General features: G+C 40.1%; 22 protein-coding genes. 1 reads left to right on the top strand and 21 read right to left on the bottom strand.

Features of this window, described 5'->3' with window-relative positions; all coding sequences use genetic code 11:
- Nucleotides 1-111: 111 nt before the first annotated feature.
- The 18 genes from IW510_RS13835 to IW510_RS13750 form a co-directional block, all read right to left on the bottom strand.
- Nucleotides 112-729 carry a hypothetical protein gene (locus IW510_RS13835; RefSeq protein WP_202060616.1) on the bottom strand — a complete coding sequence of 206 codons (618 nt, stop codon included), beginning with the start codon at nucleotides 727-729 and terminating at the stop codon, nucleotides 112-114.
- Nucleotides 722-1,336: a hypothetical protein gene (locus tag IW510_RS13830; protein ID WP_202060614.1), complete on the bottom strand. Its 615-nt coding sequence runs from the start codon at nucleotides 1,334-1,336 to the stop codon at nucleotides 722-724. Before IW510_RS13830 ends, IW510_RS13835 begins: the two co-directional genes overlap by 8 nt.
- A 3-nt stretch (nucleotides 1,337-1,339) precedes the next feature.
- Nucleotides 1,340-2,374: a type IV pilus biogenesis protein PilM gene (pilM, locus tag IW510_RS13825; RefSeq protein ID WP_202060613.1), complete on the bottom strand. Its 1,035-nt coding sequence runs from the start codon at nucleotides 2,372-2,374 to the stop codon at nucleotides 1,340-1,342.
- A gap of 41 nt (nucleotides 2,375-2,415) precedes the next feature.
- Entirely contained in the window at nucleotides 2,416-3,171 is a 756-nt protein-coding gene (locus IW510_RS13820) for a prepilin peptidase (RefSeq protein ID WP_202060612.1), read from the bottom strand.
- Between the two features lie 47 nt (nucleotides 3,172-3,218).
- Nucleotides 3,219-3,680, bottom strand: a complete 462-nt coding sequence (locus IW510_RS13815; protein WP_202060611.1) for a type II secretion system protein — start codon at nucleotides 3,678-3,680, stop codon at nucleotides 3,219-3,221.
- A 137-nt stretch (nucleotides 3,681-3,817) separates the two neighbouring features.
- Nucleotides 3,818-5,029 carry a type II secretion system F family protein gene (locus IW510_RS13810; protein WP_202060610.1) on the bottom strand — a complete coding sequence of 404 codons (1,212 nt, stop codon included), beginning with the start codon at nucleotides 5,027-5,029 and terminating at the stop codon, nucleotides 3,818-3,820.
- A complete protein-coding gene (locus IW510_RS13805; RefSeq protein ID WP_202060608.1) occupies nucleotides 5,029-6,243 on the bottom strand; it encodes a type IV pilus twitching motility protein PilT in 1,215 nt (404 codons plus the stop codon). The genes IW510_RS13810 and IW510_RS13805 overlap by 1 nt, the downstream gene beginning before the upstream one ends.
- A 27-nt stretch (nucleotides 6,244-6,270) precedes the next feature.
- On the bottom strand, nucleotides 6,271-7,836 hold the full coding sequence (locus IW510_RS13800) for a GspE/PulE family protein (protein WP_202060606.1): 1,566 nt from the start codon (nucleotides 7,834-7,836) through the stop codon (nucleotides 6,271-6,273).
- A gap of 110 nt (nucleotides 7,837-7,946) precedes the next feature.
- Complete coding sequence (locus IW510_RS13795; protein WP_202060604.1) at nucleotides 7,947-9,950, bottom strand: hypothetical protein; 2,004 nt, start codon at nucleotides 9,948-9,950, stop codon at nucleotides 7,947-7,949.
- Complete coding sequence (locus tag IW510_RS13790) at nucleotides 9,937-10,626, bottom strand: PulJ/GspJ family protein (RefSeq protein WP_202060602.1); 690 nt, start codon at nucleotides 10,624-10,626, stop codon at nucleotides 9,937-9,939. Before IW510_RS13790 ends, IW510_RS13795 begins: the two co-directional genes overlap by 14 nt.
- 10 nt (nucleotides 10,627-10,636) lie before the next feature.
- A complete protein-coding gene (locus tag IW510_RS13785; protein WP_202060600.1) occupies nucleotides 10,637-11,332 on the bottom strand; it encodes a prepilin-type N-terminal cleavage/methylation domain-containing protein in 696 nt (231 codons plus the stop codon).
- A 56-nt stretch (nucleotides 11,333-11,388) separates the two neighbouring features.
- Complete coding sequence (locus IW510_RS13780; protein ID WP_236674752.1) at nucleotides 11,389-12,642, bottom strand: glucosaminidase domain-containing protein; 1,254 nt, start codon at nucleotides 12,640-12,642, stop codon at nucleotides 11,389-11,391.
- The gene (locus tag IW510_RS13775; protein ID WP_202060598.1) at nucleotides 12,635-12,940 is read right to left on the bottom strand and encodes a hypothetical protein; all 306 of its coding nucleotides are present in this window, start codon (nucleotides 12,938-12,940) and stop codon (nucleotides 12,635-12,637) included. Before IW510_RS13775 ends, IW510_RS13780 begins: the two co-directional genes overlap by 8 nt.
- A 139-nt stretch (nucleotides 12,941-13,079) precedes the next feature.
- A complete protein-coding gene (locus IW510_RS13770; protein ID WP_202060596.1) occupies nucleotides 13,080-13,802 on the bottom strand; it encodes a winged helix-turn-helix domain-containing protein in 723 nt (240 codons plus the stop codon).
- Nucleotides 13,803-13,907: 105 nt separating this feature from the next.
- A complete protein-coding gene (locus IW510_RS13765; RefSeq protein ID WP_202060594.1) occupies nucleotides 13,908-15,056 on the bottom strand; it encodes a hypothetical protein in 1,149 nt (382 codons plus the stop codon).
- Complete coding sequence (locus IW510_RS13760; protein WP_202060593.1) at nucleotides 14,986-15,930, bottom strand: hypothetical protein; 945 nt, start codon at nucleotides 15,928-15,930, stop codon at nucleotides 14,986-14,988. The genes IW510_RS13765 and IW510_RS13760 overlap by 71 nt, the downstream gene beginning before the upstream one ends.
- Before the next feature lie 228 nt (nucleotides 15,931-16,158).
- On the bottom strand, nucleotides 16,159-17,274 hold the full coding sequence (locus IW510_RS13755; RefSeq protein WP_202060590.1) for a tyrosine-type recombinase/integrase: 1,116 nt from the start codon (nucleotides 17,272-17,274) through the stop codon (nucleotides 16,159-16,161).
- A gap of 585 nt (nucleotides 17,275-17,859) precedes the next feature.
- A complete protein-coding gene (locus IW510_RS13750) occupies nucleotides 17,860-18,564 on the bottom strand; it encodes an alpha/beta hydrolase (protein ID WP_202060588.1) in 705 nt (234 codons plus the stop codon).
- A gap of 460 nt (nucleotides 18,565-19,024) precedes the next feature.
- Here IW510_RS13750 and IW510_RS13745 point away from each other — a divergent pair, with 460 nt between their 5' ends.
- Nucleotides 19,025-19,654 carry a DUF3885 domain-containing protein gene (locus tag IW510_RS13745; protein WP_202060586.1) on the top strand — a complete coding sequence of 210 codons (630 nt, stop codon included), beginning with the start codon at nucleotides 19,025-19,027 and terminating at the stop codon, nucleotides 19,652-19,654.
- 71 nt (nucleotides 19,655-19,725) lie between these two features.
- Here IW510_RS13745 and ribF read toward each other — a convergent pair whose 3' ends face one another.
- From ribF to IW510_RS13730, 3 genes are all read right to left on the bottom strand, one after another.
- Complete coding sequence (ribF, locus tag IW510_RS13740) at nucleotides 19,726-20,661, bottom strand: riboflavin biosynthesis protein RibF (protein WP_202060584.1); 936 nt, start codon at nucleotides 20,659-20,661, stop codon at nucleotides 19,726-19,728.
- 18 nt (nucleotides 20,662-20,679) lie between these two features.
- Complete coding sequence (gene truB / locus IW510_RS13735) at nucleotides 20,680-21,600, bottom strand: tRNA pseudouridine(55) synthase TruB (protein ID WP_202060582.1); 921 nt, start codon at nucleotides 21,598-21,600, stop codon at nucleotides 20,680-20,682.
- A gap of 212 nt (nucleotides 21,601-21,812) precedes the next feature.
- Nucleotides 21,813-23,204 (bottom strand): DEAD/DEAH box helicase, encoded by a 1,392-nt coding sequence (locus tag IW510_RS13730; protein ID WP_202060580.1) that lies wholly within the window; start codon nucleotides 23,202-23,204, stop codon nucleotides 21,813-21,815.
- Nucleotides 23,205-23,211 lie beyond the last annotated feature (7 nt).

Genomic DNA, 23,211 nt, shown 5'->3' with positions numbered 1-23,211 from the left:
ATCAACTCCTTATATCAAAATTGAGGGGACGCCGCTTTGGGCCATCCCCTTTATATACCAATACAATAACTATTTTTTCTATTCCTTGATAAACCCATTTTCTGCCTACAACTACTCAACCGGCTTTCCAGTTTCTGCATAGGAGAGAGTATACATTTGCAGCATGATACTGGCAGAATAAGCGTAGCTGTCCTCTCCCAAAGAATCGGGATTACAACGATAGGTCACCTGTTCTATTTTTGTAAAACGATTCGAGGTTTCCAGCTCCTTCACAAATTTCAGCAGTTCTTGCTCTCCTGAAGCCAATACATCAAAACCAATCGTAGTGTTTTGCAGCTGTTTCAGTGCATTGCTCGGAACTCCATCTATACTTTCCGGAAAAATCGTTGTATTTTCAAACGAGACGTGCTGAAAAGAAATCCCCATAGAGTCATCCAGTTGTTTTAATTGGTTAAAATAGTCCTGCAGTTGAAGACCATTTGGAATCGTCGGTTCATTAGCTACAAAGTCTGACTCTAATAAAGAAGGAAGTCCTTTCACTGTTCGTAATACCTTCTCTTTTTCAGAAGCTTCCTGCTTGACCGTTTTCAGATTTTGACTCAAATCCCCTAATTCTTTTCTGCTTGGTTCGATAATCAACATCCAACTACCCACGCTCAATGCTACACCCAAAATTAGAATTAGCGATGCAATGATAATGTGCTTTCTGGTAAATATGACCTTATTCATCAGCAGCCTCCTCTACCTTGGCTACCACTGGTACTTCAGCCTTTTTTAATCGAATAATAAATTCAGATTCTGTATAGTCGTTGTCACGATTCATCAAAACCGGTTGGCAATCATAGACCCATTCAATCTTTTCGATGCGTTCCTTAAAGCTTGGTGCACTTGCAAATAGGTCTCCTCTAAATTTAACAGTTATTGAAGGAAGAAGCTCTGTACCATCAGCTCCTGCCAATAGCTGATTATCCAGGATATCTCCCTCTGTCAGATAGATATCGTAGTTTGTCAACGTCAAGGACAGCTCCTTTGCCACTTCACTTATGGAAGTCATGATTGGTTCCATCAGCCGTTGCTCTCCCTTCAATACACCAATGAACTCTTGCATGTCCTTTGACTGCTCCTGTTGAAACTCTGTGATACTTCTTTCCAGTCCGACTTTCTCCAACTGAGCCATCTGTACAGCATTTTTATAGGTTTTTACCTGTGTGGAAAAAAATAAATGTGCAATCAAAAATGCAACAATCAGAATAGCAGTTATTATTGAGGTCAATACAATGATGACCTCCATTGCTCGATTTTTTATAAACTTTTTAGGTAGCAAATTAACATTCATCGGTTAAACCTCTTTCATTGCCAAACCGGCAGCCAATAAAAAGCGCTCAGGCAAACGTTTTTGATTTGCAACTCGCAGCGGTGATTGCAGGTCCTTTACCGGCAGTTCATTTGTTTCTTGGATAATCTCCACGACCTCATCACTCAACAATGGATGACCGCCAACGACGTAAATCTGTACCAGCTCTTTACCGGGAGATATCTCTGTTTCAAAATAACGAATAACGTTATCAATTGTTCGTCCAAGCTTGTCAAGCTCTTCAAGCTCAACTGAATGATTGAACTCAGTCTTGGCAACCTTATCATGTTCAATATAGCGCCAATTCACTTGGTTGTATTCCTCATACTGCACGTAAACGGGAACTAACTGTTCAAAAATCGTAATAGTTGCCGTTCCGGAGTCTAGTTCTACTAAAACAAAATTTTGACCCCAATTGATACGCTTTTGCAATACACGAGTATAGGCTAAAGCACTGCAATCAACACCAATCAATTGTCCTCCGCTACGCTGAATAAGGTAGCCAATTTCTTCTAAAATTGGTTCCGAGGTAATCACTACCGGAACTTTTCCATTGACAGCAAAACGATTTCGCTGAATTTTTACTGCTCTTCGCGAGCTTTTTTCCTGAGTCACTTTGCCTTTCTTCTTAGGCAGCTTCTTTTTGCTTTGCTGTTCCAAGATTAATAAATCAAATATAGGATTTTCAAAGGGCAAGGAAATGGAGTCACCTAACTCAAAATACAAGAACTCACGAATCTCTTTCTCACTTTTCATATTTCCTAAAGGAATTTGTCGAATCAGAAGTTTACCGTTCATCACAGAAATAATAAACTCCGGATTTCTCATATGTACTTCCGCTGCGACCTGCTGTAAGGTATGGATAAACTCCTCCGGATTTCTAATTTTTCCATCCTTGAAAATGGAGCCGTTTGTTACCTTTTCGCCAAAAACAAATTGACCGCCTTTTATTGTGCAGTACCTCAAAACGTTTTTCTGAATATCGATACCAATTGCCGTGTGCTTCTTTTTTCCAAACATCTTCCTACCTGCCTTTTTTCAAAATAAAATAATTTCCATGCTCACCCTATCAATCCTCCTGAAAAAAGGTAAACAAGTACCGAGCTAATAGCGATAAATGGTCCAAACGGGATATATTTCTGCTTTTCTTTCTTGTAAACAGATATAATAATGGCAAAAACAAGAGCAATTACTGCGGATAAAAACAATGAAAGAAATACCTGTACAGGTCCTAAAAAGATACCTAATACAGCAAAAAGCTTGATATCACCGCCACCCATACCATTTTTACTGACTTCTCCTAAAAGGTAGAGGGGTACAAAGCCCACTAAAAAACCCGCCAACGGATACCACCAATAATCATTTTGAGGAATAAGGATTCGTTCAAGAATTGCTGCGATAAAAAACGGCAACAATACTTTGTTGGGAATTATTTGATACAAGGCATCAGAAACACTGATGATTAATAGCAATGAAATGAGTGTCCAGCCTACCAGCACCTCAGGAGATAAATCAAAGATGATGGCTGTAACCATGTATAGTATGCCCGCAAGCACTTCAAAAACAGGAGCAGCAGCCCCTATCTTTGAAGTACAGTAGGCACATTTTCCCTTTAAAAAGACATATGAAACGACGGGGATCAGCTGCCACCAGACTAACTCCTGTTGACACTCCTCACAATGAGAACGCCCCATCAATGTTTCCTTTCTTGGGATTCGATAACCAGCAACCATGAAGAACGAGCCCAGACACATTCCTATGATAAATATATAGCAATAAACGATTCTTGCAGATATGGTGTAACTCAATATATTCATAAAAAACTCCTTCTTCATGCTAAACACTTACTAGTCAGCTGTTCAAATTAATGAGTGAATAAATCGCCTCTTTTTAGAGTCGCAACCGCATCGGCATCTCCAGTAAACGCTTCACTTGTAAGGTTACCAGCAGACAATTGTCCTGCAGGTACATCAATGCTTATGCTTCCATCAGGTGCAACAGTAAAGATAACTGATGTTAAGTCATTCCAATTACCAACTTGCTGTAAATACCCAGCAGATTGAACGGCATCTAATTGGAAAGTTGTTCCTGTTACTGTTGGATCTAATTGATAAAGATTCGCTGCATTCATTGCTTGTTGAATTTCTGACACAGCAGCATCCTCACGTGAATTTTGAATAACATTTCCGATTGCAACAATCCCAATACCTGCGATGATTGCTAAAATAACAACTGTAGCCAACAATTCAACTAAAGTCATCCCACGTTCGTCCTTTAATAGACGACTCATTCTGCTTTCTTCCTGTAACACTAAAACTTCTGACATTTGATAAATCTCCTTCTGTGATTCTTATTTTGTATATATTATCTGGAAGTCCAGGTTCCCAGTTAATAACTCTTTTTGTTTTATTCCTTGAAATCGGAACGATAGATATTTTAATTAACGTACACTCAGACAATTCGTTATCCTTGAATAGAGCCATACATAGCAAACATTGGAATCATAATTGCCGCTACAATAAACCCGACAATTCCACTAATAATCAGCATGACCAATGGCTCCATAATCGTCTTGATACGCACGCTCATTTCATCTGCTTCCGCTTCAAAAATTTTGCTGAGTTTTTCCAGCATGTCTTCAAGCGAACCAGTATTCTCTCCAATTTTTACCATCTGAGTTGCCAATATCGGAACAGCCCAATTTTGAGAAAATACATTACTTAACCTTCCGCCCTGCTCCACCTCTATCTCACACTGCATCACCATATTCTGAATAAACTTATTATTCACAACCTCTTTACTCATAGATAAAGCTGTCACCATCGGAACTGAACTAGACAGCAAAGAAGAAAGTGTCGTCATAAACACGGAGAAATAACTTTTTTGGATGAACTCACCAAAAATGGGAATCTTCAGCTTAAAGGTGTCATACTGCAAGCGAAAGGAAGCATTCTTTTTCCCGATAAAAATTCCTAGCCAAATGAGAAAAATCACTAAGAAAAGGACAATTCCTTTTGTTTGAAGAAATTCACTGATTTTCATTGTTATTTTGGTGATTGCCGGCAGTTCTGCATCGAAACTTTCAAATACACTGACAAACATCGGAACAATTGAAATCATTAGGAAAATCCCGACACCAATCGAAGCAATCAACATCAAAATTGGATAAATCATCGCTGTAATAATACTGCTCCGATTCTCGGCACTTTTTTCATAGTATCTAGCCATTTGCTGCAGGTTTTTCTCCAATGATCCGGATATTTCTGCTACAGCAATCACGTTCACCAATAATGGTGGAAATGAGTTTGGGTGTTTGCGATAACTGTCTGAAAGCGTATGTCCTGCCTCCAAATCCTGCTTCACTTCTGACAATACTTTTTTGAACTTTTTATCCTGCTGTTGCTCCTCCAACATATTGGCAGCTTCAAGTACTGTAATCCCGGCATTAATTAAAGTAGAATATTGCTGTAAATAAGCAACGAGTACTTTTAAGCTGGTTTTTGAAAAAAAATCCAACTCCTTATTTGCCATCGTTTCCTTTTGCTCTACAAGAGAGAGCGGTTTAATATGCTTCTTTTTCAAAAGATTGCCGGCTTCTATGGCTGAGTTTGCTCGAATACTTCCGCGGGATTTTTCTCCGTTATAGCTCATTCCCTGATAGGTAAATAAAGGCACTAAAAATCGCTCCCTTCTTCGAGATAGGTTGCTGCGATATCGGCATCTACCCGACCAGTTTGAATAAGTCGTTGAATGGAGTTACTCATTGTATGCATCCCTTCACTTTTCCCCATTTGCAGCATATTGTTGATTTGATGGGTTTTCCCTGAACGAATGATACTCGCAATCCCTTTTGTATTTACCAGCATTTCAGTCGACGCTACTCGTCCTTTCCCATCGCGCGTTGGTAATAATCGTTGCGACAGGATACCAACTAATGCTCCGGCCAGCTGTGTTCGCACTTGCGACTGCTGTTCCGACGGAAAGACATCAACAATCCGTTCAATCGTAGATGGAGCGCTTGAAGTATGAAGTGTTCCTAAGACTAAGTGCCCGGTTTCTGCTGCTGTTAAGGCAATCGAAATCGTCTCAAAATCACGCATTTCACCAACTAAAATGACATCTGGGTCTTGCCGTAAAGCAGCCCTTAAGCCATTAGAAAATGACTCCGTATCCCGACCAACTTCTCTTTGAGAGATAATGCTTTTTTTATGGTTATGAACATACTCAACGGGGTCTTCCAAAGTTAAAACATGTGTCTTTTTTGAATCATTTAGATAATCCAGCATGGCTGCAAGTGTCGTTGATTTCCCAGAACCCGTGGGACCTGTCACTAAGAACAGACCTTGACTTTTATGAATCATACGGCGTAAAACATCCGGCACTCCCAACGAATCAAGAGAAGGGATACCAATTGGGATTTGCCGCAAAGCAATGGCCACTGCACCTAGCTGTTTGAAGATGTTCACCCGAAATCGACTGATATCCTTCAGTTCATAGGCTAAATCGACTTCACCGGCTTGATTGAATTCTTGCCACTGCTTTTCCGTACAGATTGCTTCTGCCATAGCTGCAATTCGCTCTGATGTCAATGTAGGGGCTCCTTCAATCGCCTGTAATCCGCCATGCAAGCGATACATTGGCGGTATATTCTCAATCAAATGGATATCCGATACCTCCAATTTCACCGCACGCTGCAGCCAAGCATTAAGCTGCTGCTTTGGTGAGTTGGGCTTTTTATAGGATTCGTTTGATCTTGATCGCCCTTCTAAAGCATCTGATACGCCTTGACGACGTGGACGATAGGGAGGACGTGAATCCAAAATATCCTCCAATTCTTTCTCGGTTCTTTCACTGTATCTTTTGGACCGTTTTATTTCTTCGTCTCTCATTACCTCTTATCCCCATTCATAAAAAATCTATGACTCTTCTGCCGCTACTTTTAGGACTTCTTCAATTGTCGTATAGCCAGCCAGTACCTTATCCAGACCATCGTTAATCAGAAACTTCATCCCTAAATCCTGCACATATTTCTGAAGCTCATCATTCGAAGCCTGGCGAGTAATCATTCGTCGCATTTCCGGAGTGACTACCAACAGCTCCTGAACAGCCATCCGTCCTTGATATCCTGTGTACCCACATTTGGCGCAGCCTGCTCCTTTAGCCAGTCGTGTTGCATGAAGCTGATACTCCTCTAAAAAAGCAGCTTCTCTATTCGTCACATGCTCCTCCTGCTTGCAGTTAGAGCAAATCGTTCGCACCAGTCGTTGTGCTAGAACGCCTGCCAGAGAATTCGCTACCAGAAAGGAATCTACACCCATATCTACTAAGCGATTGACTGTACTGACGGAATCATTCGTATGCAGCGTTGACAGCACCAAGTGTCCAGTCATTGATGCCCGAATTGCTATCTCGGCTGTTTCTCCATCTCGAATTTCTCCCACCATGACGATATTCGGGTCTTGTCGCAAAATGGAGCGTAGACCACTGGCAAAAGACAAACCTATACTACTGTTCACAGCAACCTGATTGATGCCCTCCAGCTGATACTCCACTGGATCTTCAACAGTAATGATATTGACATTCGGTTGATTCAATTCACCTAAAGCGGCATAAAGAGTAGACGACTTCCCTGAACCAGTCGGACCTGTAACCAAAATGATGCCATGCGGCTGTTTCAGCAGCTTGCGAAAATCGGTTAAGGTTTTCGGATTGAACTTAAAATCTTCCAGTTTACGAATTCCGATTGATCGATCCAAAATTCGAATAACGATTTTTTCACCGTGAATTGTAGGTAATACTGATACCCGCAAATCAATAATCTTGTGTCCATTCTTCAGCATGGCTCGACCATCCTGAGGAACCCGCGTTTCCGTAATATCTAATGATGAGATAATTTTCAAGCGGGAGGTCACCGCAGACTGAACATTTTTAGGAAGAATCTTCAGCTCCTTCATTTCTCCATCTGTACGGATACGTACAGCAAGATATTTTTCCTGCGGATCAAAATGAATATCGCTGGCTCGCCGATCAATAGCATCTTGCAAAAGTGTATTAACCAGCTTGATAATCGGTGAATCATCATTGCCCGTTTCACTAAGCATTGAGGTGGCTTGATCGGGAATATCTGCTTCGAACAACCCATCAATATTAATATCAGATGGATAATCACGAACAATCATCTGCTGAATATCTGCTTCATTGGCTCGAACCGGTTCAATCAGCAGACCAGTTGTTAGGCGCAGCTCGTTCAATGCAGCATAATCGCCTGGATTACCCATAGCAACGACTAAACGATTTCGTTTTCTTCTAATTGGAAAAACACTGTGCTCCTTGGCAAAGCTTCTCGGTATTAACCCCAATAGCCCTTTATCTAACTCCGTATTAAAAAGGTCAATCGATTGACTGACAGTAGGCCGCTTTTCCGGCTCGGATCTATCAGCTCTGTATCTAGTTTTTCCACCTAATCGTTCCTCATAGCTCAACCCACTCGCTCCTTTATCGCTGATATATTCCTCACTTGGAATATACTCTTACTTGTGTCGCTGCATATTACTCTTTTTTGATTCTTACAAACGACCTGATTCTGAACCGCTTAATAATCAATCGTCTTAACATACTCAAAGGTTCTTGAAATCATTTGAATTGAATCCTTATTTGATGTATTTACCGGCTGAACAATCACTACCTGTCCATCATCCGCTGCAACTGCTTCAGCAAAGCTGTTTGTCATGACAACAGGGATACTGCTGCTTCTCAATTCAGCTTCCAAATTTGATGCATCACTTCTGTTAAAAGGCTGTATAATCAGCTTGCCATTTAATTGACTGCGGCTGACACTGTACTCAATAAAACTGGTATCGAATAATGCTAATTCCGGCAAGGTTTTTAAGGATAAATAGGACCCTTTTTGAATATCAAGATTAAAGGGTTCAACCCCTGTATAATCCAGCTCCATGCTGGCACCATTTTTAAGTGTGATACAATTCCAAGATTCTTTATCCTTATAAAAGCCATTAAAGGCTGTACCACCATCTTCTGTGAGCGCTTTTCTACGTTCCGTTTTTGGAGAATCAATAAAACTTTTTCCATAAACCGTCAGCTTAGTGTCCGAGCCATCCAAGGTGATTTTAGATGGTGTATTTGGGTGAGTAAAATCACCGCTTTCTTTGAAATAAGAAAACCCTTCTTCTCCTGATTCACTCGATAGCATCGCATTTGTTAACAGAAAGTTCCCCTTAACAGAGATGTTTCGATGATCGTCCTGCTCTGAATGAAGTGAAGCATCTTCACTCACCGGACCGGCAAATAAATTAGAACTGGCTACTACCATAGAGCCTTTCAGGAATTCATTCCACAAGTTGTCTTTCGGATTATTTTTTCCAGATTCTACTGCATAATTTGCGAAAGAGAAGGCTTCTGAACCCGCAAGCTTATCAATTATCAAATCTCCCTTGGAAAATAGGACGCCTTCTGAGGAACTGTTCTCTTTTTTCACCGTGTTCGTATTGTTTATCAAGAGATTTCCTGTATCAAATCGAGGTGTATCTACAATCAAACGTGATTGTTCTCTCGACAGGTCTATCAATGTACCAATTTGGGCGGATACTTGATTTAATTGCAGATAATTTAACTGAGGAGAGGCATAATCAGCGGAATTACGCATTACGAATAAATTATTTGTTTGAAGTCGACCACTGGCTGCTCCCTTGATTGTTACTCCATGTTCCAAAAAGAAGGAACCGGAAAAAGTAATGTCACGAATTGTCTTATCACCACTTGAGAAATCTAGTGAAGTGCCATCTCGAACATCCACCACCTGTCCATTTACCTGCCCATACTGAAAAGCAGTGGAATTATTATAAGAGGTATAGTCAAATAGAAGACTGTCAGTTTGATACCGATAGATTCGATCAAACTTCCTCATCCATTCATCCGCCGAAATTGCTTGAGCACTATTCGGTAAATAATAGGAGTAGAAGACGTTGCGCCAAACATCCAACGCTAAAATCTCTTCATTGACATCTGCTTCATCCCACTGAATTTCATAAATATAGTCACAGCTTGCAGTTGCTGTTGTGGTTTTTCCATTTTTTTCCTCTGTAATTTCGGCTGTAATCGGAAAGGTCAACTCGATGTTGGTCACTTTATCCAAGGAAACCGCAGATTGTTTCCAACCGTAGCTGCCAATCTCTGTATCTAACACATAAGGAAGAACTTTTTTAGCTGTAAGCTCACTGTTTTTAAATGAAACCTTATAAGAGAATTGCTCCTTGCTACCGATATCCTCATTAGCCAACTCAAAATCAACAATCCAGCTTTTCACAAGATTCCTAAGTGTTACCTCATCCGTTCCGAAATTAATTCCTGCCCCCAAATCAGCCAGCTCTGCCTCTAGCTTCTTCTTGATTTTGCCGCCAGCCTCCTGAAGCGCATACTCTTCAACATCTTTTACCTGTTTGAACGTATCAACCTGTTCGACTTGAAAAAAGACGGTTCTCGCCAAAACAAAGATGGCGCCAATAATCAAATTGACCAATATAATTGCACCTAAGGCATACAACAGCGCATAGCCGCCTTCATCTCTACCATCTTCCATTTCCCGGAACCTCCCCACTTGCCTTTTCATCGTCTCTATAAGTCAAAACAAATCTTCTGCTATAGACAATTTCTGCTTCATTTTGCTTTAAAAGCTCTTCTATTGCCCAGAGCCCTGTACTGCTCTCGTAATAGTCGGCAAAAGAAATATCCCCTTCATAAAAAAGAATGATGCCGCTCGTCTGAATAGTGAATGTATCTCGATAATTTGGTGTTGCATAAATAGTATTCGTGCTCTCATTTTCATTTTTCTGCTGTATCAGTTTGATTTTGATTTGCTTCGCCTTGACCTGGTAGTTCATCGCTCGCTTATTCGTCGTATCCAAAATATCTGAAAGATACAACGGATTTTCTCCTTGAGAAAAAGGCTGAAGCTCTGTCAGCTTATCCTCTGAAAGAGATTTTATAATATGTGTATCTGTCCAGCTGCTACTATTGAATTTTCCGCGATAACCAGCTTCTTCATAAATGTTTTCGATTTTACTGATACTTTCCATTTGAGCAATCATGCCATTGGCAGTTTGTTGGAGATTTACCTGCTGCCCTTGTATTTCCGAGGCTTTGGCGATACTGAACAAGACACCGCCGAACAGCAGAGAAGCCAGTCCAAAAAGGATAATAGCGCCAATTAGTTCCATTAAAGATAAGCCTCGCTCATCCTCTATTAGCTTTCTCAAGTTATCCCTCCTAGGATTCCGCCACCCAATTGATGTAAGTCTCCGTTAGTAAATTGCCATTTTTTTTGTCATAGACCTTGATACTAAGACCCACTCCATCTGTTCGCGGATTGTAGTCAACGAGTCCGGCTTTTCGCTGCACAATCACTTCCACCAAAAAATCAGTCTCTTCACCGGAATGACTAATATACTGCCCTATGTATAATTGATTGACAGTCGAGCGCAGTGACTCAGGTAAAAAATCAGAATCGGTCAGATGATAATTGATTTTTCGAATAAATGTGCCACGGTCAGGATCACTGAGCGGCATCTCAAGCTCACCATAGGTTGCTTTATTTGTTCCAGATTCCTTTTGAATACCGGAATTATCTAAAATCAAGTGGCTTCTTCTCTCCATCTGTTCTCCAGTAAAAGCAGCCGAGGATTCCACAAAGACAAACGCATTCAAATTAGCTATATCCTGTATTTGCGCCTTATAGCCCAACCATTCTTTTACATCCTCGCGCACAAAAATTGCTTCTTCCTTTTTTTTGTTGAGCTGGATTGCCTGCCTGTTTTGATAAATCATTGAAACAATGAAGAGGAAGCAAACGCCTAGAAGAACAATCGCAAAAAGAACTTCCAATAATGAAAAGCCATGTTCATCTTCCCAAACTGCCTCTTTTCTATTCCGTTGTCTCGTTCGATTAAGCGTAAGCTTCTTCATCCTATTTCCTTTCACGTCGCTCAGAACCCCAAATACTCCTCTGATGCCACATACTCTTACTCATGTTTCTTGTCCTTCACAGCAGTTGATGCTTCGTTATCAATAATCGGCGTCGTAATATTTTGACTGCCGGGAATTTCTTTCGCGGGCTGTTTAAAAATGGACAGCTTTTCTTCTACCCAGCTTTTGATGGTATACGTTGTTTTGTTAGCAGTTGTCTCCGTACGCCCGTCATCTTCGCTCTCATCCTGCTCCTTGGATTGATAAGAATTTTTCTTTTTCTTGGTCGTTGTTGCCTTTTTATCGGCTTCTTCTGATTCTTTTGTCTTCTCTGATTGCTTTTTGGTTCCCGGTTTTGCATCATATTGTGTTAAATCATATGCCTCAATTAATGCATTCAACTTACTGCCATATTTTGTATCCGTTGCATATCTACCTGTTAGGAAAGTAGTCACATCTTTATAATTTTCACTATTGGATTTCCATGTCTTATCATAAAAACTCTTATTTCCATCAATTCCATTTTTCAGCAGCTTCGCATAATCCTCTAACGATTCCTTATAACTTGGGTATCGTCTAAAGCTGGCTTTTATGGTATACAAGCTGCCGCTGCCGTTATCCTCTTGCGTGGAAAAACTAACACTTTTGCCTTCGTAGCTTCCCTTCACACCGAATAGATTGTAATTTGGCGGACTTGAAAGACTACTGCTGCCAGAGCCGGTTTCAAGAATTGCTTGGCTAATCATGACAGATGCGTATAAATCATTTTCCCAAGCAATCTCTTGAGCAAACTCACTGATTGAATCAACAAATTCACCTGTACTTTGATTTTTTACTACTGAAAACTGATAGTTTTCTTCTACCTCTACGGTTTCAGCAATCCCCGGCAGATATTCTGATAAATCTATGCTGGGCTCTTCTACTTGCTCTTGCACAGGCTGGTTTTCTACAATATTTATGTGTCCAGCAGAATCAGACGAGCTTTCCGGCGTTTTTTCAACAGTGCTCTCGCTCGTAGTCGAGGGACTTACTGGTTCATCGGTTGATGAATGAGGTTCTTCGAATTCAGAAGATGTCAATGATTCTGTCGTTTCCACGTACTCAATTTCTTCCGAAGAGCTGCTCTCTTCAATTGGCTCAGCTTCAACATAGCTGTCCATTGCCATACTTGTTGCTGTCTCGTCTGTTTTGCTACTTTCAGTTTGCATTTGCTCCATCGCCATCAAATGTCCTGGGGTTAATTTCATGCCAATAGCCAGCACGGCACCACAGGTCAATCCCCCAACCAGATATTTTGCTTTTCTATTCATAGAACCGTCTGTCCCCTCTCAGCTGCTGCATTCGTTCTCTGCTTATTCTTATTTTTGTTGCCTCTGCTTCCTTCCATAAGAAGGTTTGATAATGGCAGGCATTCATTCGAAAAAAAATCGCCAATAGTATTAACAACATCAGTAAAACCAAATGTGCCAGAGTCATTTTTTCTTGAAAGCCGGTAAAATAGCAAAAGAAAAATGCAATACTAAATATAAACAGCAGTACAAGCGAAGTAATAGAATGCAACCAATATAATAGCGTGTAGCGCTTCACCTGAATGCCTCGTCTATCCATGTTCTTAACTCCTTTTCCATACTGAACGTAAACAGAAAACAACTGATTTGTTCCTATTTTTTGGTTCGCTAAATTTCCAGAATTTTCAAACAATTAAAAGTAATCTATTTCTAAATTAATCCTTCTATGAATCGATTGCTCAACAAGCTGAAGCGTGTTCAATTTCGATATCAAGCATATAGCCTCTAGACCAAATTGTTTGAATAAATTCTGAACAGTCCGCATGCTTTTCAATTTTCTTTCTTAAATAGAAAACCAGATTGGCGAGTCGTGCCCGATAGGACTCTACATCCTCTTCTTGCCAAATAAAGTTTCTCAGCTCTTCATATCCGAGAATCTCACCCTTTTTACTACATAAAATGGTCAGTAAACGATACTCAAGCTTCGTCAGTCCAATCTCGATACCTCCGTTTATCTGGATACTTCGATTACGCTCATAAATCGTCAAAAGCTCCGCAGTCTGTGATTCAGACTGTGCCAATTGGTTCACAGAGCTAGATTTATAATGGCTGAGTGTATTATGTAAAATGAGCTCAAGCTCTGTTGGTGTGCTCCAAGCCGGAATATTGCCATGAACGCCCAGCTTTAGATAAACCAGTCTATTAATCTCCACGATTTGATTCGAAAAGGTCCATATAAAGGCATTTGATTTCTCTTTGATTTGAAAGACCAAGTTGCAGATTTCCCAAAGTACTTCTTCATTTTCTTCATGGAAATGCAAAAGTATCGCATCAAATGTCTCCATATTTGTTAACAGCTCGTCTGCCTCCATAAATAGCACGTTATAGTTGTTATCCAACAGCTCATTAATATATCTGTCACTTAGCTTATCATTGATATTGATGACACCAACTGTGTACATGTTATTCCCCCTATCCATTACCATGTTTCAAAGTAATCCCATTTCCTAAACTCCTGCAGCCTCTCTTAAGACATCAATAGCTCTTCAAGCGTTCTATCGCTTCTATCAGACTGCTTCAGATTCCTGTTCATAAATCAATTTCCTTAAAAAATAGTTTTCTCCCTGTAATAAGTCAAAATAGGCTGCTTTACTTAGCAAGCTGCGGTAATCTCCCTGCATCAGTTTGACATAAGGCTGTCGAAACCAAGGCGATTGATTAATGACGGCTCTTGTATCAATGGCGCGGCACTCTTCGATTACCAGATAGATATCACTCTCAAATATCATCTCCCGCAATTGCTCAATTTCCTTCTTCTTGTATCTTGATTCATTTTTTGCTGTTAATTCCTCTGCCTTTTTCAGCAGGTCTTTATTGCACAGCCATAGCTTTTCTAAATCCTTAGCTTTTTGTTTTAGGTAGGCATACTCTCTTAAGCTGATACGTAAATAGTGAGAGGTATTTTCCCCTTCCTCCGGTTGCTTTAAATAACTGATTCCACAGTCAACAATCGTTTGCTCCAGCTTTTCTATTAATAGCTCTAATTTTTCATTGGCAATGCGCATCCGTTCTTTAGAATAGGCGGTACGTTTGATTTCTTCTCGACAAACTAGCAGCTGATTCTCCATACTGGCAGTTTCTTGAGAAATCGGCGGCGCATCGTTTTTAATTTTTTTTGAAGAAAAAAGTTTTGTCTCGCTTATTGAGACCTCTTCTGACATCCATAGCTCTTTCTCTACTAATAGCTGTTCAATTTGGCTGCACAAAGCTTTTACTGCTTCCTCAGTTGAGTAAAACAGTTGCTGCTGGATACTTGCCTTTAGTTGGATATCAAAGGGAAAGCCCTGTGGTTTGTATACAATCGGTACAAACTCTATATAATAACATTGTCGATTATGTTTCCTTTTTTCCACTTTACAGCCTAGCCAGGCAAACTGAGGGAGCAGAACTGCTAATTCCTGCAGAGCCCGCTCCCAATCTAATCTCCCTGATAATATTGAAATCTCCATATGGTGGACAGCTGTCATGACTTCAAACATAGCTCGAAAGCGCTCATTGACCTGTTCATGTACATACTTCCCCTGATACTGCCTTTCCAAATGAAGAGTTTCACAAGTTCGGCAAACTTCTTTTAAGATTTCTGTTTCATAAAGAAGCTCGTCTGTTGACGGGGCTGATATCGGGTAGATGGTCACCTGCAGTTCTTTTTTCTTCACTGGCAAATTTCCCTCCCCGTATTTCCAGATGACTCACTCGTTCTGCACTGGCAATTAGTCGGTCAAATGTATGATCTGATTCCAGCTTCATTTCAACCAGTCTTTCGCGGTATTTTTCTGCTTCCTGCTTAATCATGTGCAGTTCTACAGCAGATTCATTCAGTATTTTGTGGGCATCAGCTTCAGCGGCTTCGCGAATTTGATTTCCTTCCCATTGGGCACGAGCAACGACTTCTTTTTGCTGCTCTTTGGTCTCAATAATGATGTTCGCTAAATCACTCTTCAATGATTCCTGCTGCTGCAATTGAATTTGCAATTCCTTAATCTGCTGTTCCTGACTAATTATTTTCTTTTCATAGGTGTGCTTAACTGTATCTACTTGGTGATCCTGCTTTCTGACTTGTTGTTTACGGTCAGCCAGTTCATCCTCCAGCCCTTCAATGTGATTCTTGTACTCTCTTAATACAGCTTCTGAGTCACTACGGATTTGAGCAATCTCTTCATCCAGTTGCTTACGCAACGCACTTGACACGGCATCTGCCTTGCTCTCTTTTTCGGTTAATAGGTTGGTAAGACGATACAGCTCCTCTTGCTTTTCTTCCAATTGATCTGTCAAACGTTCCACTGTATCCTCCAAATGATCAATCTCCTGTCTAAAGCCTTCTTCTTGGCGAGAAATCATTGCTTCCTCATATTGATGGCGGTCTTCCTGAGGGCGACTTTCCCGACTTTTTCTTTTCTTTGAGCTTAACTGAGGCTGTTCGTCATATTCTTCTTCTTCGTAATCTGCGTAATCTCCGTAATCTTCCTCGTCTTCATAGATGTACACTTCATCATATTCCTGATTATCTTTACGCTTCCCTAGTCCAAACATTCTCTATCACTGCTCCAATCCAAAACTTAATTTTATTCTCTTTGTTTCTGAAAATCAGATATCCAATAACTGCAATTAAATAAATCAAATACTATAATTTCTTCTTTGGTATTTTCTCCCCAGTTCAATTAGTTGACAACTTTCTTAATTCAACTAAAATTGAGAAAAAACTTTTTGTACCGACAGATACCAAGCGTTTCAAGAAAATGTGACCACTTTTCTGACGTGTTATAACGACTCATGAAACATAGTATCTATGGTTGCCATGGCTAATCTCCTAGTCTCCATTAGTGAATCGGTATAAGTATCTAACGTCATTTTTACTGACTGATGCCCAAGTATTTTACTTAAACTGGCTATGTCGATGCCCTTTTCTATGCATCTAGTTGCGAATGTATGTCTCAGAATATGGAATTTTACATTATCCAAACCTGCAGCTTTTAGATTTTTTTTGAAGTGATTGGTTACTGTTCGAGGTTCCACCAAACCACGACCGTTCCCTATCACATAGTCAGAGGTCGCCCCCCTGCTTTTGTCATATAAATAGCTTTTCAGATTGTAGGCTAAGGGAATTTGCCGAACCGAATATCTTGATTTGGGGCTTCCTTCGATTAATTTTGTTTTAGATGCTCCAGATGATTCATCCAAAACTCTGGCTATCGTTCGACGTACGTAAATCAGTTCATTTTCAAAGTCGATATCAGACCATTTCAAGCCGCTGATTTCCCCAATTCTCATTCCTGAATACAGGGAAAGAATGACCGGTGAACAGCCTTCCTCCTGAAACGCGACAATCTCCAAGCGCTTCTGTTGATTCAGTGTTAGCGCACAAACTTCTTTTTTTCGCATTTTTGGCAGCTCTACAAAGTCGCAGGGGTTTTCCGAAATATAGGATTGTCTTTTTGCATCGAACAGCGACTTTTTAACAATGTTGAATACATTTTTGATTGATCCTGCAGTCAGGTCCTTTTGCAGAACATAAATAAAATTTTGAACATCTTTGGCCTGCAGCTTTGTTAGAGAATAGTTTCCTAACAAAGGGAGGATATGTTTCTTTATTAAGCGGTAATAATTAGAATAGGTCGTAGGCTTCACCTTGTTTTTCACCTGTGTTGTTACCCAGTATTGCAGCCAATCCCCAAAAGAACCATAGTACGGATTAAGCGGCCCGCTTTTTTCTAATCGCTTCGCTTTGACTTGGATTAGTTTTTCTTTGACTTCGGTATATCTTTTTCCATAAACTGAACCATAGACGATTTTCCCACTGGTTGATCGAGTCTTAATATAACGACCCTCCCAGCGACCATCTTTTCGTTTATAAATATTTTCACCTTTTTTCGCCAAAATAACCGCGTCCTTTCTTCAATTATTTTTTGACAATCTTTTTGACGGCTTATTTCATATTTTTCACATCATTTCTGCATTTAATTTGAATTTTGTTTCTTTTTTTAGATTAAAACAAATACAAAAAAATATTTCTGAGATTTTCTTGACAGAAAATGAACGGATTGTTAGAATGATATTGTCATAAAATGAGCAAATCATGAAAATCCATAAAATAATCTGTCTATTAGATATTTTTTATTTCTCAATTTTAGTTGAATTAAGAAAGTATAATGACACATTTTTTTATTTTTTTCTGTTAATAATCTAACACAAAATTCCTATACACTATTATTAAAATAACACACTGAATCTAATAATTGTTAGGAAATTCGAAATTTTTCAAATAAAAAAAAGATAAACGATGACTCGTTTTATCCGCCAATACACTGTCAGATATTTCCACTTTTTTGTATAAGCTAATGCTGGACGGAATGTAACTAAATAGATTTTTTCTTGAAGTTTTTTCTGACTTTAGAGAGAAGAAAAACACGATACGACTTCCCATCTTGAGAAGTCGTATCGTGTTATTTTCGTTTTCTTCTGTTAGTCCAGTAAGGTCAACTCTGCCTCCAACCATTTATTCAAGTAATCCAATTGTTCGGCTGTATGAAACCAGTGCTCCCCTTCTTCCATCACTGTAAGCTTACAGTCAAATGCTGAAGAGAATTTCTCAACTATATGACGCTCTGTCAGATTGTCTTTCCCTCCATACAAAATGGACGTTGGACTCTTCCAGCTTTTTACAGGATATTGCCGTGTATAGAGTAAGTACGCCCAAGAAAGCTCTTGACCAAAGTCTGTTTGAATGATGCCTTCTTCCTCCAAATGATCTTCAGACACACCAGCCCAGCTCATCATGGTAAGAATCAACTGCTCCATATCCACCAACGGAGAAACAAACAAGCTTTGTTCAATGGACTTGTCAGACAGAGCGAGCATACTAAACCAAGCACCAATACTGTTAGCTCTTAAGCGTACCTGATGCCATCTCGACTCTATATATTGCCAGACCTCTTGAAGCTCAGGAATAACAAGCCATGGTACAAACCCCTGCTCCTTCTTCCTCTCACCATGCTCCGGCAAATCAATACTCACTACCTGCCACCCTTTAATCGAGACTTTCTGCGCAAAGGCCTCCGCCTCTTCCTTATTGCCATGTTGACCATGAACAAAAAGAAAAACCTTCTCCGACTGTTCACCAAAGACAATCGCAGGTGACTGACTTATCGTAATATATTCCCTTTTCATTCTATCTTTTCCCCATCTCTTTTCAACTATGATAAAATACCTTGCATTTTTATGGCGTGACACCTTAATGCTGTCACATCTATTGATTATGTTTTCTCGATTATTAGCTGTACTATCATCCTAATTTCCCCACTTCTGAATGCTTTTCTTCCCTAATATAAGCAATATCAACAGTTTTTGATAAAGAGACTACCTATGGAGGAAGAAGACCTTTCATATCTTTCAAATCTTCGTAAGCAAGAATACCACACGTCATTTGTGCGTTTCTTCCATATTCTTTGAAATGTCTGCCCTTGTCAATCTGTTTTTGTGCTTGCAATAGGAAATGCGCCTTTTCAAACGCTGGAATTCTTCCTCCCTCTGATTGTTTATCAATACTTCTTTTGATACAATCAAACCATTGATGCCCATTGTCAACATCGCTTGAAAGAACCCTCTTAAATAGCAAGAGATTCCTGATATGTATAGTGTATCAAATGAAAATCGAAAGGCGGCCATTATGTTGGATGAACTAAAGAAGCTCTTTTTAAGAAAACACCATACATACAAAGAAAAATACAATATTCGATTAGAACTGACAACTGATTTCAGCCATGGTGCGGTACAGACAATTCAAGCTATCTCGTGGCTTCCCAAAGCGATTACTGCGGATATCTTTGCCGAAGAAGACTTAGTAGTTATCGGAATTGTCATTCCGGAATATGGTCATGTTACACGTTTTCAAAAATTTTTGAAAAGAAATCGTATTCGCCACATTGATTATTTTACTACCGAAGCATTCAGCGACTATTATGATGGCGTGACAGGTATTTTACTGTTTTCAGTTCAACGTAAGGACCTCTATCTGAATAAGCTGATTACAGCCTGCTTATATTCGGATTTTCACAGCTTAAATCCTCTGGTACCTAAAATCACTGAGCGAACCTTCTTTTATAATTCCTCTAAAAAACTGCTATTTCATATTTATGATGATCGCGGGTGTGATATTTGGTCACCGGATAAAGAAACGGCTGCCTTTTATTACCAAAAATACCAAAAGTATATTTTAGATTATGATAGAAAAGAAATTGACAGTTGGTTTCAAGACTGACCCAAAAAAAAGAACCCCTGATGGGAAAACAGCTGTAAAAATACGCTATTTCCATCAGAGGGTTCAATACTTTAGTCAAAATAAGCCGCTGTATCAGCCTCATCCTGTTTCAATTGCTCAATTAGCTTAGCAGCACCATCAAATTTCACCTGATCTCGCAAATAATGATTCCAGCGAACCACAACCTGTTCACCGTAGATATCCTTTTTAAAATCTAAGATATAGACCTCTACCGTCAGTTCACGACCTTCACCAAAGGTATCATTGTGCCCAATCGAGCCCATTCCTGCATACCAAGTTTCGCCAATCTTGATTTGAACAGCATAGACACCAATCCGCGGCAAACGTACCGTGCTTTTTACTCGAATATTCGCTGTTGGAAAACCCAGTTCACGTCCACGAGCATCTCCGTGAACCACTGTTCCTTCGGTTTCATAAACATAGCCCAGAAGCTCTGTTACCTCTTCCATTTTGCCGCTCTCCATCATCTCTCTAATTCGAGTAGAACTGATTTTTTCACCATCCAGCTCCTCTTTTTGAACGGTCACAATATCAAATCTGTCTTGTGCATACTCCGGCAGGTGCGCAACATCAGCGATATCCCGTGGTCCGTAGGTATAGTCAAAGCCTGAAACTGCAACTTTTCCATGGAGGCCAACAATGTATTGATCCACAAACTCTTGTGGAGGCAGCTTAGCAAAATCAGAAGTAAAGTCAATAACATACAGAATATCTACATCTAATTCAGCCATCCGTTCTTCTTTTTGCTTTAGGCTAGTTAAATATTTCATTGCCTGAGGCTCGATTTTCTGAAAAACAATCGATGGGTGCTGATTAAATGTCATCACCGCCAGCTTCAATCCTTTTTCCTCAGCAATTTTTTTCCCTGCTTGAATCACTCTCTTATGGCCTTGATGAACACCATCAAAAAAACCTAAAACCATTACGACGTCATCGTTTGGTATTTGTGTTGAATCGTACGGATGACGAATGGATATAATTTTCATCACACAAAACTTCTTTCTCTAATTATTTCTCAGCACTTTGCTTGGCTTCAGCATACTGCTCTTTTCCGGATGCTGTTGATAAAGACTGACAACGAGTCCTTGATAATAGAACGCAAGCAGGCTTTCAACCGGTTCAGACAGTCCCAGCTCTTCTCTGCTAAGAAATACACCGTTCCTTACCCTACTATACTGTTCATCCGTTAAATCAATTCTGGGAAATCCGGAAACACCTATTTCAATAGGCAGCAGAACATCTGCAATTGCTTCCTGTTCCATTTTTTCCGCAACCTCAGATAAAGTCACACATTGCTCTTGATTCAAGCCCCCGCTGGCTGTACGAACCAGCTCAGACATATGCGCCGGCACACCTAACGCCTTTCCGGTATCAACTGAGAGGGTACGGACGTAGGTTCCTTTTCCGCAAACAACCTTGAATCCCCAGCTTTGTGTGCCCTCTTCCTCATTGAAAACAGGCTCGCTAGTCCGTTCAAAGGAATAAATCATTGCTTTTCGCTGCGGACGCTCGACCTCTTCACCATTTCTGGCATATTCATATAAGCGTTTGCCATTAACCTTGACCGCCGAAAACATAGGCGGTATTTGTGTAATTTCACCAGTCATTTGTTGCATTGCCTGGTCAATTTCCTCAAAGGTGAAGGGCTTGCTCAAGTGCTCTCGCTCAACAATTTCTCCACTGATATCTTCGGTTGTTGTCGAAAAGCCTAAGGTAATTTCCCCCTCATAGGTCTTTCCTGAATCAACCATATACTCAATTACCTTTGTACCTTTCCCGATGCAAATCGGAAGCACACCGGAAACGTCAGGATCTAACGTACCACCGTGACCAATTTTTTTTGTATGTAAAATTTTTCGTAGTTTAAAGACACAGTCATGACTGGTCATTCCTTTTTCTTTCCATAAAGGCAGGATGCCATCCATTGTATTTCCTCCATTTTCATACTAACTTGGTTATTATAGCATAGAACGAAGCGAGAAACATTCAGGAAATCGCCTGATTTTTCTATAGTATATTCAATCATATGTTTATACAAATAAAGGGTTCTGAGCTGTTCGCCTCTTCGGCAATACTCAGAACCTCTTATTAACAGTTCACATTACTGCAACCTGTTCAAATCAGTAAACTCAATTCTTTACTGATTTGAATTTTTCTTCGATTTTCTCGCAGTACGCGTCTGTTGTCGACGCTCTACCTTACGCTTTTTCTTATTGCTATCAGCGATTGCCCAATTAATTTTTTTCTTATAACCAGGCTTAACTTTTTTCTTTTTCTTTTTGACCAGACCAATCAATGTTGGGTCCAACTCATCCTTAGACTTCACTCGTTTTGTTCGACGATTTCGATCGTAGGTCTCGACAATTTCCCCGTCTTTGATTTCCTTCGGATAGAATTTCACACCTAGTTGTTCTATTTGAGAAATCATTAAATCGTCTGCTGGGTCATAAAGGGTAATCGCTGTACCTTCCAGTCCATTTCTTCCTGTTCGTCCAACACGGTGAATGAAAAAGTCCAGTTCTGCCGGAACTTCTGCATTAATTACATGAGAAACCCCTTCGATATCAATCCCACGAGCAGCCAAGTCTGTTGCTACAACATATTGGAATTCCAGATTTTGGACTTGACGCATCACACGTTTTCTTTCCCGCGGAGTAATATCCCCATGAATCTTCGCAACCCTCAAGCCTTGTTTTTTTAAGTAATCCGTAATTTCATCTACTCGCTGCTTCGTATTAGCAAACACAATCGCCAAATACGGATGACCTAGTGTCAGCAGCTGATAAATCAAACGATTCTTATCTTTTCCTTTTGTTGAAACCAGCCAGTTATCAATTGTTTCTGAAATAACAGCCTTCGGTTTAATATGCTCAACAACAGGATTTTCCATGTACTTCTTAAGGAATGGTTTCAGCTTTTCCGGGATAGTTGCTGAGAATACCAGCATCTGCAAATGTTCAGGCAATCGTCCTGCAATTTGATCCACCTCTTCCAAGAATCCCATGTCTAATGTCATATCTGCTTCATCAACAACAAAATAGTCAGCAGTATGAACCTTTAAGGCTTGCTCATTAATCAGGTCTAAAATACGTCCGGGCGTACCAATCACTACATGAGGCTGTTGATTTTCAAGCTTACCGATTTGACGCTTCTTGTCTGTACCGCCTACAAAATTCGACACCCGTAACTCCGGCTGACTGAATTGTGCAATTTGACTGGCTTCCCGATAAATTTGTCCAGCTAATTCCCGGCTTGGCGCCGTGATTACTAAACGTACCTCATCTATTGTTGGGTCAATTTTATCCATCAACGGTAATAAGAAGGTATGTGTTTTCCCGCTACCTGTCTGCGACTGGCCAACAACACTCTTCCCTTTTTTAATCACAGGGATTAATTTTTCCTGTACCTCTGTTGGCGCCTTAAATCCTTTATCTTCTATCGCCTTCATAATAAAAGGCTGAAATTGAAACTGCTCAAATGAACTCACTTGCCCACCTCTTTTCTCTCTTGTATATAAGTCCTCAAGCATTATAACA

The organism is Enterococcus sp. BWR-S5, assembly GCF_016745255.1.
GTDB lineage: Bacteria > Bacillota > Bacilli > Lactobacillales > Enterococcaceae > Enterococcus_L.
Note: the sequence above shows the minus strand (reverse complement) of the source record. Positions and strands in the feature narration are given on the sequence as shown.

Bases quoted from the DNA above. Each gene is read 5' to 3' on its own strand.
- IW510_RS13830 (WP_202060614.1), bottom strand. From the start codon at position 1,336: ATGAATGTTAATTTGCTACCTAAAAAGTTTATAAAAAATCGAGCAATG.
- IW510_RS13780 (WP_236674752.1), bottom strand. From the start codon at position 12,642: ATGAATAGAAAAGCAAAATATCTGGTTGGGGGATTGACCTGTGGTGCC.
- IW510_RS13775 (WP_202060598.1), bottom strand. From the start codon at position 12,940: ATGGATAGACGAGGCATTCAGGTGAAGCGCTACACGCTATTATATTGG.
- pilM (WP_202060613.1), bottom strand. From the start codon at position 2,374: ATGTTTGGAAAAAAGAAGCACACGGCAATTGGTATCGATATTCAGAAA.
- IW510_RS13770 (WP_202060596.1), bottom strand. From the start codon at position 13,802: ATGTACACAGTTGGTGTCATCAATATCAATGATAAGCTAAGTGACAGA.
- ribF (WP_202060584.1), bottom strand. From the start codon at position 20,661: ATGAAAATTATATCCATTCGTCATCCGTACGATTCAACACAAATACCA.
- IW510_RS13785 (WP_202060600.1), bottom strand. From the start codon at position 11,332: ATGAAGAAGCTTACGCTTAATCGAACGAGACAACGGAATAGAAAAGAG.
- IW510_RS13730 (WP_202060580.1), bottom strand. From the start codon at position 23,204: ATGCTTGAGGACTTATATACAAGAGAGAAAAGAGGTGGGCAAGTGAGT.
- IW510_RS13835 (WP_202060616.1), bottom strand. From the start codon at position 729: ATGAATAAGGTCATATTTACCAGAAAGCACATTATCATTGCATCGCTA.
- IW510_RS13815 (WP_202060611.1), bottom strand. From the start codon at position 3,680: ATGTCAGAAGTTTTAGTGTTACAGGAAGAAAGCAGAATGAGTCGTCTA.
- IW510_RS13760 (WP_202060593.1), bottom strand. From the start codon at position 15,930: ATGTTTGGACTAGGGAAGCGTAAAGATAATCAGGAATATGATGAAGTG.
- IW510_RS13750 (WP_202060588.1), bottom strand. From the start codon at position 18,564: ATGAAAAGGGAATATATTACGATAAGTCAGTCACCTGCGATTGTCTTT.
- truB (WP_202060582.1), bottom strand. From the start codon at position 21,600: ATGGATGGCATCCTGCCTTTATGGAAAGAAAAAGGAATGACCAGTCAT.
- IW510_RS13820 (WP_202060612.1), bottom strand. From the start codon at position 3,171: ATGAATATATTGAGTTACACCATATCTGCAAGAATCGTTTATTGCTAT.
- IW510_RS13795 (WP_202060604.1), bottom strand. From the start codon at position 9,950: ATGGAAGATGGTAGAGATGAAGGCGGCTATGCGCTGTTGTATGCCTTA.
- IW510_RS13745 (WP_202060586.1), top strand. From the start codon at position 19,025: ATGTATAGTGTATCAAATGAAAATCGAAAGGCGGCCATTATGTTGGAT.
- IW510_RS13805 (WP_202060608.1), bottom strand. From the start codon at position 6,243: ATGAGAGACGAAGAAATAAAACGGTCCAAAAGATACAGTGAAAGAACC.